The 18,253-nt window shown below is 32.6% G+C and carries 14 protein-coding genes; 1 reads left to right on the forward strand and 13 read right to left on the reverse strand.

The genetic code is table 11. The features are described 5' to 3' along the window. Positions 1 to 198: 198 nt before the first annotated feature. The 10 genes from J2Z44_RS01950 to J2Z44_RS01995 form a co-directional block, all read right to left on the reverse strand. Positions 199 to 828, reverse strand: coding sequence for a hypothetical protein (locus tag J2Z44_RS01950; protein ID WP_021283563.1), 630 nt, complete (start codon positions 826 to 828; stop codon positions 199 to 201). A gap of 545 nt (positions 829 to 1,373) precedes the next feature. After that, a complete protein-coding gene (locus J2Z44_RS01955) occupies positions 1,374 to 2,846 on the reverse strand; it encodes a protein adenylyltransferase SelO (protein ID WP_021283562.1) in 1,473 nt (490 codons plus the stop codon). 496 nt (positions 2,847 to 3,342) lie between these two features. Further along, entirely contained in the window at positions 3,343 to 3,888 is a 546-nt protein-coding gene (locus J2Z44_RS01960; RefSeq protein WP_031271481.1) for a glycerol-3-phosphate responsive antiterminator, read from the reverse strand. A gap of 55 nt (positions 3,889 to 3,943) precedes the next feature. Next, positions 3,944 to 4,312 carry a DUF1667 domain-containing protein gene (locus J2Z44_RS01965; protein WP_031271479.1) on the reverse strand — a complete coding sequence of 123 codons (369 nt, stop codon included), beginning with the start codon at positions 4,310 to 4,312 and terminating at the stop codon, positions 3,944 to 3,946. Between the two features lie 4 nt (positions 4,313 to 4,316). Further along, positions 4,317 to 5,576: an NAD(P)/FAD-dependent oxidoreductase gene (locus tag J2Z44_RS01970; protein ID WP_021283559.1), complete on the reverse strand. Its 1,260-nt coding sequence runs from the start codon at positions 5,574 to 5,576 to the stop codon at positions 4,317 to 4,319. A gap of 126 nt (positions 5,577 to 5,702) precedes the next feature. Continuing rightward, complete coding sequence (locus J2Z44_RS01975; protein ID WP_021283558.1) at positions 5,703 to 7,136, reverse strand: NAD(P)/FAD-dependent oxidoreductase; 1,434 nt, start codon at positions 7,134 to 7,136, stop codon at positions 5,703 to 5,705. 637 nt (positions 7,137 to 7,773) lie between these two features. Beyond that, positions 7,774 to 8,478 (reverse strand): MIP/aquaporin family protein, encoded by a 705-nt coding sequence (locus J2Z44_RS01980; protein ID WP_021285067.1) that lies wholly within the window; start codon positions 8,476 to 8,478, stop codon positions 7,774 to 7,776. A 23-nt stretch (positions 8,479 to 8,501) separates the two neighbouring features. Further along, positions 8,502 to 9,998, reverse strand: a complete 1,497-nt coding sequence (gene glpK / locus J2Z44_RS01985) for a glycerol kinase GlpK (RefSeq protein ID WP_021285066.1) — start codon at positions 9,996 to 9,998, stop codon at positions 8,502 to 8,504. Positions 9,999 to 10,609: 611 nt separating this feature from the next. Next, positions 10,610 to 11,599, reverse strand: coding sequence for a tocopherol cyclase family protein (locus J2Z44_RS01990; RefSeq protein WP_021285065.1), 990 nt, complete (start codon positions 11,597 to 11,599; stop codon positions 10,610 to 10,612). A 351-nt stretch (positions 11,600 to 11,950) separates the two neighbouring features. Continuing rightward, positions 11,951 to 13,003 carry a uroporphyrinogen decarboxylase family protein gene (locus tag J2Z44_RS01995; RefSeq protein ID WP_209649301.1) on the reverse strand — a complete coding sequence of 351 codons (1,053 nt, stop codon included), beginning with the start codon at positions 13,001 to 13,003 and terminating at the stop codon, positions 11,951 to 11,953. A gap of 652 nt (positions 13,004 to 13,655) precedes the next feature. Between J2Z44_RS01995 and J2Z44_RS02000 the strand changes: the two genes are divergently transcribed. Continuing rightward, positions 13,656 to 14,870, forward strand: coding sequence for an MFS transporter (locus J2Z44_RS02000; protein ID WP_021285062.1), 1,215 nt, complete (start codon positions 13,656 to 13,658; stop codon positions 14,868 to 14,870). Positions 14,871 to 15,224: 354 nt separating this feature from the next. Here the strand turns inward: J2Z44_RS02000 and J2Z44_RS02005 are convergent, their stop codons facing one another. Genes J2Z44_RS02005 through J2Z44_RS21745 form a run of 3 tightly spaced genes read right to left on the reverse strand, consistent with a single transcriptional unit; the run spans position 15,225 to position 18,233 of the window. After that, positions 15,225 to 16,409, reverse strand: a complete 1,185-nt coding sequence (locus J2Z44_RS02005) for an ABC transporter permease (protein WP_209649302.1) — start codon at positions 16,407 to 16,409, stop codon at positions 15,225 to 15,227. After that, positions 16,400 to 17,092 (reverse strand): ABC transporter ATP-binding protein, encoded by a 693-nt coding sequence (locus J2Z44_RS02010; RefSeq protein WP_021285059.1) that lies wholly within the window; start codon positions 17,090 to 17,092, stop codon positions 16,400 to 16,402. Before J2Z44_RS02010 ends, J2Z44_RS02005 begins: the two co-directional genes overlap by 10 nt. Beyond that, entirely contained in the window at positions 17,085 to 18,233 is a 1,149-nt protein-coding gene (locus J2Z44_RS21745) for an efflux RND transporter periplasmic adaptor subunit (protein WP_021285058.1), read from the reverse strand. The genes J2Z44_RS02010 and J2Z44_RS21745 overlap by 8 nt, the downstream gene beginning before the upstream one ends. Positions 18,234 to 18,253 lie beyond the last annotated feature (20 nt).

Here is an 18,253-nt window from a genome sequence, read left to right on the forward strand (position 1 = left end):
TCCATAATTTTAAATAAAACAAAAGCCATGGATAATTTGAGAACTCTCTCCTCCACAGCTTAATTAATATATGATTAGTAAGGACTCTTTTATAATTCCCAAATATTCACTGAACCTATGAAAATAACTTTACTAGCTAAGATTTTTCCCTAAACCTTATAGTTATAATTTAAAATACAATGTTTACTTATATAAACCTCAACTAAAATAGTTATACCAATCTATTAAGCTATTATTAACTACCTTTGTAATTAAATGCTCATGTTCATAAAAATAAGGCTTTAAAATATTAAAGGCTCTCATTACATCTAACCATTCACCTTCATCCATCATTGAAGCCTTGCTCTCTAGATTTTTTTCAAAGTATCTCACAATATTATCCATGGATACCCTAGTAAACTTATTACTATCGCTTAATTGCAGACTACTAAGCTCAACCTTATCATTGTCTTCTTCATTAATCTTTAGCAAAAGTTCCTTTCTATTGATGCTGTGACTAAAGCTAAAGCTTTCATTATCTAGGTATATATTAAAAATAAACTCAAACTCATCAACACTTATATCTTGCTCATTGATATAGCCTACTAGAAACTTATCTCCACACTTTATGTCCTCTACCTCTTTAGTAGAAACTGTATCTATAAAGTTAGCTTCTAAAAAATTATTATAGATTGAGTGTTGTCTTATTACTTTTACTTTAGACAATTTCTCCTTACAATTGTTCATAAAATATAAATCATAAATTGTTCCTTTGTCTCTTTTGTTAAGAAATAAAATAAATCTTCCGTCCTTGCTTTCACATATAGGCTTAAGATTTAACTCACTCACAATTTACCCTCCATTATATTGATAAAATGATAAAGCTATTTATAAACTTAAAACTTAGCTTTTAATTACGTATTCCAATAACCCTCCTATTACATTAACCTTGCCATCTAAAGTTTCTTACTTTACCTTATTCAGTTTTTCATTATTTGTTGACTATGGATTTAGTGGATTTTTAAATATTTTCACTTCAAATTCAAACAAAAATATGAATAAATTGTTAAATTGAAATTATTTTTATGATATCACTTGAAAATAATAATCATTATTGTATAATAATATATATAAACCCCCTTCAATAATAAGATATAAGAATAACAACATTATCCCCTTAGTTTTTTAGAGTAGGTGAACCCCAAAGCACCTACTCTTTTATTTTTCTAAATACTTATAAACACAATAAAAAATCCTCAGCATAAAATTATACTAAGGATTTCTCTGTATAATAAATATCTTTGCTTACGAAGGTTAAAGATATTTGTACTTGTAAAAAATACTTGAAAAATCAATACTCAGGTCGGGAAAAACCTTTACTTTATTTTTCAATTTTAGGTTCCACAGAAGGTTCTGTAAGGACGGTTACCTGCTTCAGGAAGTGTACAGTATTCTGTCTGCTCTTCTGTATAATCATAAGGTGTTGAAAGCACCTTAACAAGTCTTTTCATAATATTATAATCACCCTTTTGAGCTGCTTCTAGAGCTTCTTCTACACGATGATTACGTGGAATCACTGATGGGTTATTATTTTTCATTAATTTTATAGAGTCTTCTTGCGACTCTTCCTGTCTTTCAAGTCTTTCCTCCCACTGTTTTTGCCAGTGAATAAACTCTGTAGCCTCTGAGAATGGCAAATCTTCAAATTTCCCCATAGTTAAAGCCTTAAAGGTATTTGTAAAGTCTGCCTTATGATGCTCCATTATGGTTAAAAAATCTTCTATGAGAGCTTTATCCTGTGGTTCTTCATTAAATATTCCAAGTTTTCCTCTCATGCCCTTAAGCCAATTTTGATCATATAGCTCACTATACTCATTTATAGCTTCTTGGGCTATATCAACTGCTTCCTCCTGCTTTTCATGAAGAAGCGGTACTAAGGTTTCAGCAAATCTTGCTAAGTCCCATCCTCCTATATAAGGCTGCTTACCATAAGCATAGCGACCTTCTCTGTCTATGGAACTAAACACAGTCTTTGGACTATAGGTATCCATAAAGGCACAAGGGCCATAATCTATAGTTTCTCCGCTTATGGTTACATTATCTGTATTCATTACTCCATGAATAAAACCAACCATCTGCCACTTAGCAATTAACTGAGCTTGTTTTTTAACCACCTGTCTAAGAAAAGAAACATAAGGATTCTTATCTCCCTTAACCTGAGGATAGTGTCTTTCTATGGTGTAATCAGTTAAAGCACGTAGTTCCTCTTTATTTCCCCACTGTGAAGCATATTCAAAAGTACCTACACGAATATGACTGGCAGCAACTCTTGTTAAAATTGCACCTGGTAGTACAGTTTCTCTAATTGTTGACTCTCCAGTTGTAACTACTGCTAAACTTCTAGTGGTTGGAATTCCTAGGGCATACATGGCTTCACTTATGATATATTCTCTAAGCATTGGTCCAAGAGCAGCCCTGCCATCACCACCACGGGAATAAGGTGTTCTTCCTGACCCCTTTAATTGAATATCAAATCTTTTTCCCTCTGGAGTAATTTGCTCTCCCAGTAGCATTGCTCTTCCATCGCCTAACATAGTAAAATGTCCAAATTGATGTCCCGCATAAGCTTGAGCAATTGGCATTCCACCTTCTGGAAAGCCATTTCCTGCAAAGACTTCAAGGTTATCACTATTTTTTAGCTCTTCTGGTTTTAGACCTAAATATTTTGCAACTTCTTCATTAAGAATAATTAACTCTGGAGCTTTCACTGGATTTTGTTCTACAGGGGTAAAAAACTTTTTAGGTAGTGATGTATAACTATTATCTAAATTCCAACCATCGTTTCTTGTTCCCTTTACTTCTGCCAAATTTATCTCCTCCTCTTCTTATATTTTAGTGGTATCAACGCTTGATCCTCAACAATTAAGCGTATTTCCCTCTTGAAAACTTATAGAAACTACATAGCTTCATATATAAGCTATCTATTGACTTTAGTCCCCTATATTAATTTTTCTTCTTTTTACTCTATTTAGTTTCTACCTATGTAGCTTATTTATACAAATCTAAATGTTATAATCAACTCTTATCTTTTGAAATAAATTATATCTATATTCTTTATTTCAAAATTGCTTAGATGTAAATAAAAACTTAATTTGAGAGGTGACTTTTCACAAACTTATTTTGTGAATGAAAGTTAAATAACCATGAGAAAAGAATTGTTTATTAATCTATAAATGTTTAGTCTATAAATTTTCACTAATTAATAGTCTAATAAAGCCATACATTGTAGAATTAAATTTCTATCATGCATGGCTTCTTCATTATTTAAGACTTTTTTACATTATTCAATAGCTCATATTCAAATTACATTTTCCATAGTTCTTCTGCTGTAGTAGATATTGCAACAGCACCTGCAGAAAGTGCATCTATTACATCCTTCTTTTTATCTATAAGGCCACCTGCAATAATGGGCACATTTGTTGCATTTTTTAAATTTCGAATAGCTTTCCCAGCTACCCCTGGCATAATTTCTATAGCACAAGGCTGAGTTTCCTGTATATTTTTTACCCCTGTTTTTATAGAAAGGGAATCTATAATAAATAACCTTAGTATGGTATAAAGTCCTAAGTGTTTTGCATATTTAATACAGTTTACCTTAGTAGTAATTATTCCATCTGGAGCTAAATATTTATTTATAAATTCAATACCCACTTTATCCCCTCTAAGTCCATCTATTAAATCCGCATGTACAAATATGGTTTTGCCAGCCTTTTTAAGCTTTGAACATATCTCAGTTATGCTTAATATATTTCCGTATAGCACAAAAACTATTTGTGCTTTACTAGCTAGAACATCCTCTAGGTTTTCATCATTCCTTATAGCTGCAATAACAGGATTTTCTACTAGCATTTCTGTTAAATCACTTATTTTACTCAACCCCCAAAATCCCCTTTCTATAAAAAATTCACACTGCTTCTACATTTCTAGTGGCAATAATATTCACCCCAGTATCTCCAACATTTTCAATTATTATATCTCCAATATTAACTGGTGCTTTAACCTTTATACCTTTTAAAAGCTGAATACACTGGTATATTTTTTCCTTTGGTATATCTCTTTCAGTTTTTACTGGTACTGTTTTAAATTCTCCACCTTCTATTTCTACAGAAGAGGTGATTATTCTAGTGGGGTTAGTACATTCCTTCTCACCATAGGTTTCCCCTCTTTTACAAAGATTACCTGTAACCTTTACCACTTTATCATCTTCTAATTCTATTTGCATTGCACATCCCATTGGACATCCTATACATATTAATTCCCTTATATTATTCATCATACTATGCCTCCTCGATTTTTACAATAATCCTATTACACTGTGGATACTTAGCTAGCATATCCTTAGTAATTTTAACTGTTTCCATCTCTCCAGGAGCAAGTATTCTTTTCTTTAGATGAACTTCCCTTGCCTCATCAAAATATACAGATACATAGCTGTTTTTATACACATTTCCTACTCTAAATCTAAGTTCAATTAATTCTTCTATATTTTCATCATTAATATACTTTGGAACTGTATACCTTACCCCTTCAGTTGCTACTACTTCTATTCCCTTTTTATTGAACCTTTTACCCTTGATATACTCTGCTGCATTCTTTCCAGCACTATAACTTTCTAAGGTAACAAAATCAACTAAATCATGAACATGAAGCACATTGCCACAGGCAAATATTCCTTCAATATTAGTTTGAAGACTTTCATTAACTTCTGGTCCCCCTGTTATTGAAGATAGTATCACCTGTGACTGTCTGGAAAGCTCATTTTCAGGTAGTAACCCTACTGATAGAAGAAGAGTATCACAGGAAATATATTTCTCTGTCCCTGGTATAGGCTTTCTGTTTTCATCTACCTTAGCTACAGTAACTCCTTCTATTCTATCCTTACCCTTTATATCTGTTATGGTATGCGCTAACTTAAGAGGAATTCCAAAATCATCAAGGCATTGCACTATATTTCTTTTAAGCCCCCCTGAATAAGGCATTAATTCTATTACTGCTTTTACCTTGGCCCCTTCTAAAGTCATTCTTCTTGCCATAATAAGCCCAATATCTCCTGAACCTAATATAACTACTTCTTTTCCAGGCATATATCCTTCAATATTAACAAATTTTTGTGCAGCTCCCGCTGTGTATATTCCTGAGCATCTACTTCCTGGAATATTAATAGCCCCTCTAGGTCTTTCTCTGCAACCCATTGCTAAAATTACAGCCTTTGCTTGAATTTCAGTTACTCCATCTTCTTCATTTACTATGGTAATAACTTTATCCTTTGTTAACTCTAATACCATAGTATTTAATTTATAAGGAATTTCTAATTCTTCTACTCGTTCAATAAATCTTTCTGCATACTCTGGACCTGTAAGTTCTTCCTTAAAGGTGTGAAGACCAAAACCATTGTGAATACATTGATTTAATATCCCCCCAAGTACACTATCCCTTTCTAATATAATTAAATTTTGGACACCTTCCTCCTTTGCCTTTATAGCTGCTGCAAGGCCTGCAGGGCCACCTCCAATTATTACCAGATCATAATATTGCATAAAATAAACCTCCCCTATCTATATGAAAACTAACTAACACCTAGCCCTAATATATAAATCTTGGTTCTCTTATAACTTTTCCACGATTAATATAGAAATTTCTATCCTTAAAGCTTATAACAGAAACTACACCTCTTTATTTTTTCCTATTAATATTCTTGAACTACCACCAAACTTAGTTATACTAGTTGGATCTACCTTAAGCTCCTTAGCTAAAATTTCTACAATTTTTGTACCGCAAAATCCTGATTGACATCTTCCCATGCCAGCTCTAGTTCTTCTCTTTATTCCATCTAAGGTTCTTGCTCCAAGAGGTCTTCTTATAGCATCAATTATTTCTCCTTCAGTAACAGTCTCACATCTGCACACTATTTTTCCATAAGAAGGATTTTGCGCTATGAGTTCATTTCTTTCTTCATTGCTCATTTCTCTAAATTTAGGAATTCCTTTTCTTACAGGATTAAAGTTCTCATTTTTTTCTGGATTTAATATATTAACAACTATTTCTTCCACCATCTTACCTATGGCTGGTGCACTAGTTAACCCTGGAGACTCTATTCCTGCCACATTTATAAAGTTTTTAACATCTTCTGCCTCACCAATTATAAAATCATCCTCTACGCTATGAGCTCTAAGTCCTGCAAAAGCTGTGATTATTTGATTTGTAGGAACTCTATCTAAGGTTAAGCCTGCTCTTGAAATAATCTCTTCCATACCTTGCTGAGTTGTTGTTACATCATTTTTATCCTCTAAGTCAATAGCATTAGGTCCTATTAAGAGGTTTCCATCTGCTGTTGGGGTTACTAATACTCCCTTCCCCATTTTAGTCGGAAGTTGGAACAAGGTGCTCTTAACCAATGCTCCTACAGCCTTATCTAATAAGCAATATTCTCCCTTTCTTGGAACAATGGTTATTTTCCTAGAACTAACCATGTTATTTATATCATCTGCAAACAATCCTGCCGCATTTATTACCACTTTTGTTTCTATATCTTCAAAATTAGTTTTGATTAAGAAGCTTTCTTGATTTTTTATAATCTTCTTAACTTCTGTTTCAAATCTAAATTCCACTCCATTGTGATAAGCATTTTCTGCTAAAGCTACAGTCATTTCATAAGGACATACAATTCCACCACTTGGTATATATAATGCTGCAGCTACCCCTTGGGATACATTAGGCTCTAATTCCCTTACCTGTTCACCTGTTAATAATCTAATATCCTCTACTCCATTCTTGTGTCCTCTTTCTTTTATAGCAACAAGTTGCTCTATATCCTTTTCATCAAAGCATAAAACCATAGAACCATTTCTTATAAAAGGGAAATCCAATTCCTTAGATAATTCATCAAACATAGGATTCCCTTTTATATTTAGCTTGCTTTTTAAAGAACCTGGTTTTGCATCATGGCCTGCATGAACTATACCACTGTTAGCCTTTGAAGTACTTGATGCCACATCAGCACTCTTCTCTACCACACAAGCGTTTAATTTGTATCTTGATAACTCCCTAGCAATTGCACATCCAATAACTCCAGCACCAATAATTGTTACATCAAACATATTGCTCCTCCATCCATTAATTTAAATTTTCTTTATATATTTACTTATTCTTATAGCTTCATTTTTGTTAAAGCAAAAAATATTTATAAAAAAAGAGCCATGAAGAAAGAAGCTTACTGTATAAGCTTTCTTAACATCATGGCTCTCATATCTCTGCCTGTTAATGTTCTATATTAAGTTATATTTAAATTATATCATAAATTCCTATGAAAATCCATGTATTTATATAATTTAGGCATTTGAAAATAAATAACAAGTCAAAGATGTGAAGGATATTTTTAGTTAGGCAAGGAAACAGGTTCCGCAGATAGTAGCGCTATCTAAGGGTTCTGTTGACGCAGTATAACTAAAAATAGACAAACATACTGACTTATTTATTTTTTGAAAATGCCTTATCTTCACAATTAGCTAATGCCTTATATATTAAACCTAAGCATAAACCAAGCTCTTCGCTATTTAGTAAAATAAGCTGTCCAAGCAATAAAGCTAATTATCTTAGTCTTTACCTTTATTATCTTTCATAAAAAACACTCTAAGGGAACCAATAAAAGCTACTATTTAAAATAAGTAACATTTCTGGCTCCCTATAATAAATTAATTGTTTAAGGTTCTATAGAAAATGTTCTATCAATTTATTTTAAAATATAGCTACAAAAGTTAGAGCTGCAACTATAGCACCTAATATTGGAGCCACAACTGGAATCCATGCATAGCCCCAGTCAGAATCACCCTTACCTGCTATTGGTAAAACAGCATGAGCAATACGTGGTCCTAGATCTCTTGCAGGGTTAATTGCATAGCCAGTAGTTCCTCCAAGTGAAAGTCCAATTACCCAAATTAAGAAACCTACTGCTAAAGTTCCTATTCCAGGTGCTACACTAACTTCACCTAAGCCTAATATACCAAATACAAGTATAAAAGTTCCTATAAACTCAGACATACAGTTTGCAAAAGTATTTCTTATTGCTGGTCCTGTTGAGAATACAGCTAATTTTGCACCCTTATCTTCAGTAGCTGCCCAGTGTGGTAAATAATGAAGCCATACTACAACTGCGCCTAAAAATGCACCTATAAATTGACCAGCTATATAAATTGGAACTTCTGCCCAGGCAAACTTTCCAATAGCTGCAAGACCAAGTGTTAACGCAGGGTTAAAGTGTGCACCACTTATGCCCCCAAAGATAAAAGCAGGAATCATTACAGCAAAAGCCCAACCAGTTGTAATAACTATCCACCCTGAGTTTTCACCTTTAGTTTTCTTAAGAACTACATTTGCTACAACTCCATCCCCAAGTATAATCAGTATCATTGTACCTATAATTTCAGCTAAAAAATGTGACATATAAACCCCATCCCCTCAAATTATTATCTTTCTTTTACCCAACCTAAAGATCTTCCAACAGCTTCATGCCATCCTTCTAACAAAGCTTCGCTCTTTTCATTAGTCATCTCTGGTTTAAAGGCTCTTGATATAGCCCAATTTTCTGCTACTTCTTCTTTACTTGACCAGTACCCAACTGCAAGTCCTGCAAGGTAAGCTGCTCCTAAAGCTGTAGTTTCAATAACCTGTGGTCTATCAACTTGAACTCCAAGTATATCTGATTGGAACTGCATTAAGAAGTTGTTTGCACAAGCTCCACCATCAACTTTTAATGCCTTTAAAGTTATTCCTGAATCCTCTTGCATAGCTTTTAATACATCATAGGTTTGATAAGCTAAAGATTCAAGAGTAGCTCTTATAAAATGCTCCTTCTTAGCTCCTCTTGTAAGTCCTACAACTGTTCCTCTTGCATATTGATCCCAGTATGGAGCCCCAAGTCCTACAAAGGCTGGAACCATATAAACTCCATTAGTATCTTCTACTGCTGTAGCATATGCTTCCGAATCAGCAGCATCTTTTATCATTCTAAGCTCATCTCTTAACCACTGTATTGAAGCACCAGCTGCAAAAATACTTCCTTCAAGAGCATATTCAACCTTGCCATCAACACCCCAAGCTATAGTTGTTAATAACCCATTCTTAGATTTAACTGCTTTTTCTCCAGTATTCATAAGCATAAAACAACCTGTACCGTAGGTATTCTTAGCAGTTCCTGGTTGGAAACAAGTTTGGCCAAATAAAGCTGCCTGCTGATCTCCTGCTGCTCCTGCTATTGGAATTGGAGTGCCAAATAGAGCTGTGTCTGTATGTCCATATACATAACTTGATGGTTTAACTTCTGGAAGCATTGACTTAGGTATATTTAATTCTTTTAAAATTTCCTCATCCCATTGTAAGTCGTATATATTATAAAGCATCGTTCTTGAAGCATTAGTGCAATCGGTTACATGAACCTTACCTTTAGTCAATTGCCAAATAAGCCAAGTATCTATGTTTCCAAATATAAGATTACCTTTTTCAGCTTCTTCTCTAGCTCCTGGTACATTATCAAGTATCCATTTAATTTTTGTTCCTGAAAAATAAGCATCTAATACAAGACCTGTTTTATCTTTAACAACAGTGTCAAAACCCTTTGCTTTTAATTCATCACATGTTCCAGAAGTTCTTCTACATTGCCAAACTATAGCATTGTAAACTGGTATTCCTGTTCTCTTGTCCCAAACTACAGTAGTTTCCCTTTGGTTTGTAATTCCAACTGCTGCTATATCTGTACCTTCTGCATTAATTCTAGCCATAGCCTCTGCTGCAACACTAAACTGGCTTGACCATATTTCCATTGGATCATGTTCTACCCAGCCTGCCTTTGGATAAATTTGTTTGAACTCCTTTTGAGCCACACTAACAATGTTACCCTTTTCATTGAAAAGAATTGCTCTTGAGCTGGTTGTTCCTTGATCTAAGGCCATAATATACTTTGCCATAATAAGTCCCCCTTATAATAAATATAAATATATATATTCCACTAATGAAAATTCAAAAATGGAAATGATTATGTATTAAACTAAATATTAAGGTGTATAGCCTTTTTATATTCTCACAATTTCATAAATATGATAAAATAATTAAATTTTAGTGAATTCTATATTATCTGTAATAAATCTACCCTATATGAAATTTAATATTAGAAAAAGGCTATTTTAAATTAGATAATAAAAAAAACCGCATTAAAACAGAGATCTTAGTCTCCTGATTTAATACGGCTCTCTTTTCTCAGCCAATTTACATCATAATTTTATTATATATACCATATGTAGGTTTTTCAATAGATTTTTTAATTTTCTTTTAAAATTATTACATTTTTGAAAACGCCAATATCTTTTTAACTCTTTCATTAATTAGTCTGTAGCTACAATTTTCATCTTAAATTCAACTGTTTTTCACCTTATTTTTTACTCAAAATTTCAAATATGGATTATTTACTTTAGCAATTTCAGTGGTTTTTGTCTTGAATTACTCATATTTGTTATATTTATATTAACATTAGTTATAAAAAAGAACCGTTATTTATAAAAAATATTATTTTACTAAGGTTTTAATATCCTACAATTTCTATTCCAACCATATCTCCGTATTCCTCATAGGTTTTCTTATTTTTCTTATTGTATAAACGCACTTTTATTTGTCCAGCAGATTCTTCCTTTATTTTGTCACCCATCCTTCCTTTTTTAGGTGCTCTTAACTCACCGCACTCATTAATCACGCATTGAATTTCTAACATCGCTTTGTTGCTATCCAATAATATTTTCACTCCATTGCTACTTATATTTACAATATCAAAACTACTGTTATTGTAAGTAGCAAATCTAAACTCTACATCATCAACTATTAAGTTACAAATAAATCCTGTAAAACTATTCTTTAAGAAAGGTATATGTGCAATAGAGCAAAACAAACTTATACTTTTATTGGTGAAGTTATTGCACTGTACCCAGATATACTTCTTTGGAAAAGAAGTTCCCCAATCCTTTTCTAAATATCCCTTTCCATTATCTAAAACTACTTTCTCATGATTTATTTGAAGATTCCCCTGTATACTGTGACTCATACTAATAACTCCATGATTGCACTCCATATTAGGTATATAAGCAAAGTATCCCATTATATTAGGCATTAAAATAGATTTTTTAATTGTGGTGAAGGAACCTAATTTTAAAGTACCTACTATCCTTATATCCTTATCAATTAAGTTAACTTTTACCCTTGTTTCTGAAAAGACATTATCTCCTATTTGTATGCTAAAGGGAGTATTGCTAAACATAAATGCTCCCACTGGATATGTTACATACCCCGTTTTTATTCTGCTTTTTCCTTCCTTATCCTCACTTACATATATATATTGAACAAAGCTGTGGGCATCTCCCTCTACTAAACTAACTCCCGGTATAAAGCATATTACCTTTTTTCTATCTTCTGAAACCTGCCTATAGTACCATCCTTCAAAGTAATTCTTCCTCTTAATATGCCCTTGAAATACTATTGGCGAATTAATCTTTTTAAACCATGTAAATTTATCATGTTTCATTGCAGTACACCAATTCCCTTTAATTTTTTACTAGAACTTTAATACTCTCTATAGCTAAACATCTTCTACTTCTACTTTTACTAATTTTCCTTACAATTCCTTTTAAAATTTAGCCAGTTACTTAGTGTAACAACTGGAAAGTATGCATTAATATGTTATCCAAAATCCAAGAATTTAATATAGTTTAGAGCTGTATATGCTTTATAATAAAGTTTTTACATTTATAATTAGGAGTTTAATTATTTCACCTCCAGCAAGATGGATATTCCTCTAATGAAACATACATAATAAAAAGACATTACTAAAGCATAGTTCAAATGAAATACCTAGTAATGCCTTTTAACTTTATAATTATAGTTTTATAGGGTAACATCCATGGACTTTTGCTGCTTCCATAAACATTTCAACCTTCTCAATTGGTGTATTCATTGGGATTTGACAGCCTGTGCTTAAAATAAACCCATTAGGTGAGTTATGCCCTTTTCTTATGGAGTCCTTTACTGAATTAAAGATATCCTCTTTAGTTCCTAAGTGAACCACATCTACTGGTGGTACATTTCCTGTGATGATAACTTTATCCCCCATTATTTCCTTAGCTTCTTCTAAATCTTCAATATTATCTATACTAAAATTGGATATTCCTATTTCAACTACATCTTGCCAAAGGGCCTTACTTTTTCCACAAATATGTATTCCCGGAGCACTCCCAGTTGTTTCTTTAATTCTTTGTGCATTTTTTTTAAGATAAGGCAATGAAAACTCCCTAAAAAGCTTTGGACTAATAAGACTTGTTGATGATACCGGATCCGCAAATCCAATAGATAAGCCTAATTTTGCTACCTCTTCTATATACCTATTATTTGATTCTGTTACTATTTCCATCAAGATATGTACCTTTTGTGGATATTTTCTCATCCACCTTAACAAGTTCTCCGTACCTACTACTGACGCTGCTACACTAAGAGGTCCTGACATTGCAGCTCCTACATCTACCTGTCTTATCAAAGCATCTCTTGTGAGTCTTAAAGCTTCTAATAAAATAGGTAATCTTCCATCAGTTAAAGGGTTAGCTATCTTTAAACTATCAATTTCATCTACATTTTTAGCCGCTGGTTCTAAAAGATATGAAATATTGTAGTCAGGATATGCAATCTTTGATCCCATAGCCTCAGCAACTCCTCTAAGGCTCGTAGAGATTCCTACACTATCATGGCCTAATTTTTTAAATAGTGCAATTTCTAAGTTGGCCATCAATTCTGCCGAATGGTAATAGTCACTAAGCTTTGCTCCTATAAAAGGTGCCATAGTTACCCCCATATCTGGTACGCAAACTATACGGTCAATTTCATCACCTCTAGAAAAAGCATCCATTCTTTCCCTTGGTGTCATTTCTTCTTTAAACAATTATTTTCTCTCCTTTACAAATAAATAATCTGTATTCTTAGCTTGAAATTGGAATTTTATATTCAAAGCTACTTTATTCTTTTCCACTTTCGCTACACTCTTTAACATTAAGAAATATTTTATGTTTATCCTTGGCAATTCCTATATTAAAGCCATCAAATCCATTATATATCACTATAAATTTGCACAGTATAAATTTGGCTATGTATAGTAAATTTAAATACTTCCTCTATCTACCATTGACTTAATAAATACTAAGTTTTTACTTTTGCATATACTTACTGTTGGCTTTTAGGTGTAATATTAACTTATTTTGGTCTCATGGTAAATTATCACTAAATATACTATTAGTTACATCTATATGTGATTTGACTTCAAAGCTATCTAGGTTTAGTATAAAAATGGATTTTACCTAAAGGTTGTAAAATTTAACTATATTTTAAAAAGAATTTAAATTACACAAAATCTTATTTGATGATGAATATACAGCTTTATAAGATTTAAATCTTAATTGAACAGCAAAATTTATCAAGGTTATAAAATAAAAGTTCATTTTATTTATCTTAAAAACCTTAAGTGGGCAAAGGTTGTTTATATATAATTTAATCCTTAACCTTTGCTACCTAATGTAAATATTAGAGGTGAAAAATTTATGAGTTATATTGAAAAGGGTTCAAAGGAATTCAAGAAAGCAAATGCAGCATTATTTGCTGGTGGTTTTAGTACTTTTGCTGTTTTATATAGCACTCAGCCACTACTTCCTTATCTATCTAAAGAATTTAATATTTCCCCGGCAACAGCTAGTCTTTCGCTTTCTGTTACTACTATTTCCCTAGCAATAAGTCTTCTTATAGTTGGCTCACTATCAGAGGCTTTGGGGCGAAAATCAGTAATGTCCTTTTCCATGTTTTCAGCTTCTATACTTGCTATGCTTACAGCCCTTACTCCAAGCTTTCATTATCTTATTGTATTACGTATACTCCAAGGCTTTGTATTATCTGGGTTATCAGCAATAGCCATGGCTTATTTAGGAGAGGAAATTGAGGAGAAGAGTTTAGGTATTGCCATGGGGATGTTTATTAGTGGTAATTCTTTAGGTGGTATGTTTGGGCGTATAACTATAGGAATTTTTACAGATTTATTTAATTGGAGAATAGCTCTTTTTAGTATAGGGATATTAAGCTTGATTTCTAGCATACTATTTTTTATTCTACTTCCACCTTCAAAACACTTTTCGCCAAGAACTTTGGACATGAAGAAACTGACTAAATCTATGCTTAGTCATCTAAAGAATTCTAACTTACTATGTCTTTTTATTCTTGGCTTCTTGTTACTAGGGAGTTTAGTATCTTTATATAATTACATAGGATTTCAGTTGATTGCTCCACCCTACTCACTAAGTCCTACCATAGTAAGCTTTATTTTTGTACTTTATCTATGTGGAACCTTTAGTTCAACTTGGATGGGACATCTTGCAGACAATTATGGAAAACAAAAAATATTAAGAATAGCTCTTTTCATAATGCTTGCAGGAATAGGAATAACTTTAACCAAAAATTTAGCCCTAAAAATTCTTGGTATAGCTCTACTAACCTTTGGTTTCTTTGGTGGTCACTCTATTGCTAGCAGTTGGGTAGGTCACCTAGCAACTCATGATAAAGCACAAGCTTCTTCTCTTTATCTTTTCTTTTATTATATAGGATCCAGTGTGGGGGGAACCTCTGCAGGTACTTTCTGGACTAACTATGGGTGGGTTGGAGTTGTAGGTATAATTGTGACTTTTATTGTAGTTGCTTTTATAGTTTCTTCTAAACTTCCAAAAGATATAGTTATAGACAATAAAGATAAGAACAGTTGCACTCAGTAAAAACCTTTTAAGAATTTAAATTCTAAGAAGAATGCTGTTAGCATGGATGTGATGGCTAATATGGCACAGTTTATTTAAAGAATGTTGATGCCTTAACAAAGCAAGCTGATGAATTGATAATCCTATCCACAAACTTAAATAAATATATAGACATGTTTAGTATATAAATTGATTACCAACTTTACTAAAAAGTCTGTGTTATCCTAAACAGTTTATATAGCTGTTTGGGTACAACACAGACTTTCATTTATATATTTATTTTTATTACTTTAAATCTTTCTTATACCTATTTAATTAATTGGAAATTATTTTTGTGACAACTCATATAATTTTTTAAGCCTCATAAGGTCTAGCTTACTTGTAAATTGCCTTAATTGGATCTAGTCTAGAAGCATTATAGGCTGGTATTATACCAAACACTATTCCTACTATTACAGAAGTAATAGTTGCCCCTGCAAAGCTTCCCACAGTAAGTACTGGTTTGAAAGGCATAAAAAGCCCCGCCAATTTTCCAAATAAATATCCACACAAGATACCAATAAGTCCCCCTGTACCTGTAACCATAATAGCTTCAAAAAGGAACTGAAGCAAAATACTTCTTGGCTTTCCTCCTATGGCTCTTCTTATACCAATCTCTCTCTTTCTTTCAGAAACAGATACATACATGATATTCATAACTCCAATTCCTCCAACAAATAGAGAAATCCCTGTTACTAAAGCTACGAAGGTAGTTAACCCTCCAATGATTTTTTCAAAAGCCTTAGTTATAGCTTGAGGATCTTGAGTTTCATATTTTCCCTTTAAATTAGGATGGCTTAAAGCGAGCTCCTTTTTTACTTCTGTGAGAACTTTTTCCCTATCTGCATCAGGCTTAACATAAACATCTATACTTGAAATTGCAGTATCAGCACTCATATCTTCCAAAGATTCCTTAGATACGTAACTACCTCCTCCTGTTAGAGAAAAACCGGTTTCTTCTTTTAACACTCCCACAACTTCATGGGTTACTCCATTAAGGGTTATACCTCTACCAACTGCATTCTCAGGAGTATCAAATAGCTGCTTTGCATTTGCCTTATCTAAAACAATTAACTTTCTGGATTTTTCTTCTGGTTTTATACTTCTTCCATATTCTACATTTAATTTTTGATTTTTATACTCGCTAAGTACTAGCATCACATTTTTATCAAAATAATTAGCTTGTGCTGTAGAAAAGCTAAATCCTGCAAAGGCATTTTTACTTTTTTCTATTTTTTGTACTCCCTCAATCTTTTGAAGTGAATAAATATCCGCTTCCTCGAAGGGTTCCATAAGAGTCATGTCTGCACCCATATTTTCTGGTTGAAAGTACACATTAATCTTATTGGAATTAGTATCTTCCACAGATTTATTAACTTCTGCCTTTAGTCCATTACCTATGGATAGTATAGTAACTACAGAACTAATTCCTATGATTATGCCTATCATAGTAAGGAAAACTCTTAATTTGTGTGATTTCATGCTGTATACTGAAGTTTTTAACAAATCTATTATTGACATCTTAACTCCACCTTTGACATTACCCCGTCTTTTATGCGAATTACCTTATTAGCATATTTCGTTAAATCCTCATCATGGGTAACCATTATAATAGTTTTCTTTTCCTCATTGAGCTTTTTTAGTATATTCATAATATCCTCTCCAGTTTCACTATCTAAAGCTCCAGTAGGCTCGTCTGCAAAAATAACATAAGGATCATTAATTAAGGCTCTAGCAATGGCAATACGCTGCTGCTGTCCTCCTGAAAGTTCTGTGGGCCTTTGATTTTTCTTATTTAATAATCCTACTATATCTAAGTACTTTTCAGTAAGATTTAGTCTATCCTTATGAGATACATTTCCCTTATAAACTAAGGGAAGTTCCACATTTTGACCAATAGTTAGAGATTCAATTAAATGAAACTGTTGGAAAATAAATCCCATATAATTGTTTCTTAATTCAGATCTTTGATTTTCATTTAAGTGAGTAACATCCTCTCCATTAAAAATATAATTTCCTTCCTCAAAGCTATCAAGAAAGCCAAGAAGATTTAAAAGAGTAGTTTTTCCACTCCCAGATTTGCCCATAATCATCAAAAAGTCTCCTTGTTCTATGGTTAGGTCTATATTTTTAAGAGCATGGAGTCTTCCCTCTCTTAGCTTGTAATATTTATTTATACTTTTCAGTTCTATAACACTACTCAACAGGATTACCTTCTTTCATATCCTCCCTTGGGTTAGTTACTACAACATCATTATCCTTTAAACCTGAATTTACGGCCACTTCATTAGAATCACTTTCAGTGTATGTGATTTCCTGTTTAGTTAATTTGTTGTCAACAGCTTTAAACACATAGCTCTTATCATTTTCTGTTAAAATAGCTGTTTTAGGTATTTTAACTGGTTCCTCATCTAATTTCACAGTAGCTTGTATATGGAACCCATTTGTTAATCCCTCTTGCGAATCAAAAGCAATGGTTACTGTATAGTTAGATATATTAGAGTCTCCTCCCCCAGTAATACTTTGTGCTGTAACTTGAGGAGCTGTAGGTCTATTACCTATAGAAGTTATTTTTCCATTTACAACCTTATTAGTTGATAATATAAGTACCTCTGCAGGCTGGTTTGTTTTTAGTTTTGGTTGTTGCTTTTCATTGATACTTCCTTTAACATAAAAAGCTGAAGTTTCTATAGTCATATATGGAGCTGTTGGATTACTTTTACTATCGTGTAAAAGCACTTTTCCGTCCATAGGTGCTGTAACTGTGGTAACTTCCTTTTCTTTTAGTGCAGAAAGCTCACTTTCAAAGGATTCTATTTGAAGTTGAACCGCATCTATTTGGTCTTTGTAAGCACTTAACTGACTATCAACACTTGGTATTAAATCATCATTTAAGGCTGTATTATTTCCGCCAGCAAGTAGAGCTTGATTATTTTTTGCTTGTTCTTGTTGCTTTAATAGTTGTTTTTTTGCTTCACTTTCCTTCGAAACTAGTTGCTTCTTTTGTGCATTACTAGCAGAAAGTTGTCTATTAACTTGTTTAATTTGCTCACTTACTACCTCACTTTTATATGTAAAAAGTACATCTCCCTTTTTAACTTCTTGTCCATCTTTTACTGAAACTTTATCCACAGTACCTTTAGTTGGGTCTAAAAAAATGTCTTCACTTTTCTCTGGTGAAATCACTCCATTTATAAAGATTTTTTCCTTTGGAGCAATAGTAAGTAACTCTGCTTTACTTCCCTTAGCTGTATTATTAATGCTTTTCTTTAAAAAATAAAAGCCTAGGGTTGATAATAGTATAACTACAGAAATAATAGAAATGATAATATATTTCTTTTTCACAAAATCTCCTCCTTGATAAT

The sequence above is a fragment of the Clostridium punense genome (assembly GCF_017874425.1).
GTDB lineage: Bacteria > Bacillota > Clostridia > Clostridiales > Clostridiaceae > Clostridium_J > Clostridium_J punense.

Coding starts and splice junctions, on each gene's coding strand:
- J2Z44_RS01990 (WP_021285065.1), bottom strand. CDS start 11,599: ATGAAACATGATAAATTTACATGGTTTAAAAAGATTAATTCGCCAATA.
- J2Z44_RS01965 (WP_031271479.1), bottom strand. CDS start 4,312: ATGAATAATATAAGGGAATTAATATGTATAGGATGTCCAATGGGATGT.
- glpK (WP_021285066.1), bottom strand. CDS start 9,998: ATGGCAAAGTATATTATGGCCTTAGATCAAGGAACAACCAGCTCAAGA.
- J2Z44_RS01970 (WP_021283559.1), bottom strand. CDS start 5,576: ATGCAATATTATGATCTGGTAATAATTGGAGGTGGCCCTGCAGGCCTT.
- J2Z44_RS01960 (WP_031271481.1), bottom strand. CDS start 3,888: ATGCTAGTAGAAAATCCTGTTATTGCAGCTATAAGGAATGATGAAAAC.
- J2Z44_RS01975 (WP_021283558.1), bottom strand. CDS start 7,136: ATGTTTGATGTAACAATTATTGGTGCTGGAGTTATTGGATGTGCAATT.
- J2Z44_RS02005 (WP_209649302.1), bottom strand. CDS start 16,409: ATGTCAATAATAGATTTGTTAAAAACTTCAGTATACAGCATGAAATCA.
- J2Z44_RS01980 (WP_021285067.1), bottom strand. CDS start 8,478: ATGTCACATTTTTTAGCTGAAATTATAGGTACAATGATACTGATTATA.
- J2Z44_RS02000 (WP_021285062.1), top strand. CDS start 13,656: ATGAGTTATATTGAAAAGGGTTCAAAGGAATTCAAGAAAGCAAATGCA.